The sequence below is a fragment of the Mesorhizobium sp. M7A.F.Ca.CA.002.09.1.1 genome, assembly GCF_003998555.1.
Lineage (GTDB): Bacteria > Pseudomonadota > Alphaproteobacteria > Rhizobiales > Rhizobiaceae > Mesorhizobium > Mesorhizobium ciceri.
Window position 1 is genome coordinate 1 of record NZ_RZRR01000761.1, and the last position, 2,760, is coordinate 2,760.

A 2,760-nucleotide genomic window follows, 5' to 3' on the forward strand; every position below is an offset into this window, starting at 1 on the left:
CTCTGGAGGCGGCGACGTCGAGGCCCTTGCTCGCCAGGAAAGTCTCGACGCGTTTTCTCTCCGCCCTGGCCAGAGCTACGACCCTGGCGAGGTGTTCGTCATCGGCCAGCGCCGCGAATGCTGCGGCCTGGGCCATGCCGTTGGCGTTGAAAGGCGTGCGGACGCGGTCGAGCAGCGTGCGCAGCTCCGGGTCGCCGACGATGCCGAAGCCGATCCGCAATCCGGCCAGGCCGAACGCCTTGGAAAAGGTCCGAAGCACGATCCACGGCCGGTCGAGCTTTCCCAGATAGGGCAGGGATGACGCATAGTCGTCGCCCTTGGCATATTCGGCATAGGCTTCGTCGATGACGATCAGCGTCTCGTCGCTCGTCGCATCCAGAACCCTCGACAGATTGCCGCCGGAGAGCCAGCTGCCGACCGGGTTCATCGGGTTCGAGAACAGCAGCATGCGCGGCCGTTCGCGCACCGCCTCGACCAGCGCATCGACATTGATGGTCAGATCGTCGTTGACGACAACGCGATTGACGGTAGCGCCCATCAACGTGGTGTAGTCCTCATGCAGCGGAAACGACGGATAGAGCGTGACGACGGCGTCGCCCGGCCGCAACACGGCGCGGCTGATGACGGAGAGAAGATCTTCGGAACCGTTGCCGAGGATAATCTGGTCCTCGGCGACGGCATATTTGTCGCCGATCGCCTGGCGCAGCTTGCGCCCGGCAGGATCCGGATAGAGGCGGAACATCTCGGAGCCGGCATGCATCGTGGCGGCGAGGGTCGGGCTGGGCCCGAGCGGGTTTTCGTTCGAGCCCAGTTTGGCGATTCTGGCCGGTGCGTATCGTTTCCGTACCTCGTCAATGGTCAGTCCGGAATTGTAGGGCGACAGGCGGTTGACTTCGGTGCGGACCATATCCGAGGCTTTCGACACGGGCTGGCTCCTCTGCGGTGGATTTCGTCATCCGTACCGCAGCTGAAATGCTTTGTATATGCTTGTATATGTAACTTGACCTGATAGTCTCTACGCCGAAGCGGAAACCGACACCGACCAGGAGGATCACATGCGCAACGCTTCTCTCTTCGATCTCTCCGGCAGGAAGGCGCTTGTCACCGGCGCCAGCCGTGGCATCGGGCGCAGCATCGCCGAAGCGCTGAGTGCTGCCGGCGCCGACGTCGCGGTCACGGCGCGCAGCCTGGCCGCGCTGGAGCACACGACGGTCGCCATCCGCGCGGCCGGTGGGGTGGCGCATGCCATCGCTCTCGACGTCACCGATGTCGGCCGCTGCCGCGCAGCCACCAACGAGGCTGCCAGCCTGCTTGGTGGTCTCGACATTCTCGTCAACAATGCCGGGATGGAGGAGGTGCGGCCCTCGCTCGATGTCGACGAGGCGCTGTGGGACAGGATCGTCGACACGAATCTGAAGGGAGCGTTCTTCTGCGCCCAGGCCGCCGCGCGGCAGATGCGCGACGCCGGCCGTCCCGGCACCATCATCAACCTGTGCTCGCTGACGTCGGAAGTCGGAATCCCAACCGCGGTGCCGTATGGCTCGTCGAAGTCCGGCCTGCTCGGCATGACGCGGGCGCTTGCGGCCGAGTGGGCGGAGCTTGGCATAAGGGTCAACGCCATCGCGCCGGGCTATTTCAGGACGGCGATGACGGACGTTTTTTACAACAACGAGGCATGGCAGCACTCCATGCTGGCCAAGATCCCGCAGCGGCGTTTCGGTGATCTCTCCGACCTGCATGGCATCGCCGTGTTCCTCGCTTCGGATGCGGCGGCCTACATAACCGGCCAGTCCATTCCGGTCGATGGCGGCTTTCTCGCCTCGATCTGATGAGGCAGGTTTATCTCGGTAGTTTCGACGGGAAGGAAGATGGAAAAATCGCTGGCGACCGTCACATAGACATGTATATACTTTTGGCCGAGTGAAGCCTCTCGACGGCTTTGATCCTTGTTCAGGGTCGACCTGTCGGCCCGCAGCATATGGCCGGCCTGCGCCAGCCGTGATTGCGTTCCAAGAGTTCCAGGAGAACGAGCAGCCATGTCCGACATCAGCTTCCACGATTTGTCATCCATCGATGCCGACCAGCGCGCCAGTCTGCTGAAGCGCGCCGAGGCCGATCTGACGGTCTTCGTCGAGAAGGTCCGGCCGATCATCCAGGCCGTCAAGGACGAAGGCGACGCCGCCTTGATCCGCTTCGCCAGGGAACTCGACAAGGCCAATGTCGCCGAGGGCGAGCTGCAGGTGTCGGAAGCCGAGTTCGACGCGGCGTTCGACAAGGTGGAAAAGGACGTCGTCGAGAGCATCCAGTTCGGCATCGACAACATCAGGCATTTCCATGAGGAGCAGAAGCCGGAAACGATGTGGCTCAAGGAAGTCCGGCCGGGCGCCTATGCCGGCGACCGGTACACGCCGATCGCTTCCGTTGCGCTCTACGTGCCGCGCGGCAAGGGTGCTTTCCCATCGGTGACGATGATGACGTCGGTGCCGGCGGTGATTGCCGGCGTGCCGCAAATCGCCATCGTGACGCCGCCGACATCGGATGGTTCGGTGGACGCGGCAACGTTGGTCGCCGCACGCCTCGCCGGCGTCGGAACCGTCTACAAATGCGGCGGCGCTCAGGCAGTTGCCGCCGTCGCCTACGGCACGGAGACGGTGAAGCCCGCGCTCAAGATCGTCGGCCCCGGCAGCCCCTGGGTGGTGGCGGCCAAGAGCGTGCTGTCTTCGGTCATCAACACAGGCCTTCCGGCCGGGCCGTCCGAAG

At 63.9% G+C, this 2,760-nt stretch carries 3 protein-coding genes; 2 read left to right on the forward strand and 1 reads right to left on the reverse strand.

The genetic code is table 11. The annotated features are described in order from the left end of the window. The coding region (locus tag EN994_RS25790; RefSeq protein WP_127307911.1) for an aminotransferase class I/II-fold pyridoxal phosphate-dependent enzyme at nucleotides 1-925 on the reverse strand (925 nt) is incomplete at its 3' end. Between the two features lie 130 nt (nucleotides 926-1,055). Between EN994_RS25790 and EN994_RS25795 the strand changes: the two genes are divergently transcribed. Together EN994_RS25795 and EN994_RS25805 are read left to right on the forward strand one after the other, a co-directional pair. Continuing rightward, a complete protein-coding gene (locus tag EN994_RS25795) occupies nucleotides 1,056-1,829 on the forward strand; it encodes a 3-oxoacyl-ACP reductase family protein (protein ID WP_024503950.1) in 774 nt (257 codons plus the stop codon). A gap of 207 nt (nucleotides 1,830-2,036) precedes the next feature. Further along, a partial coding sequence (locus EN994_RS25805) for a histidinol dehydrogenase (RefSeq protein WP_206530502.1) occupies nucleotides 2,037-2,760 on the forward strand: 724 nt, incomplete at its 3' end.

Bases quoted from the DNA above. Each gene is read 5' to 3' on its own strand.
- EN994_RS25795 (WP_024503950.1), top strand. From the start codon at position 1,056: ATGCGCAACGCTTCTCTCTTCGATCTCTCCGGCAGGAAGGCGCTTGTC.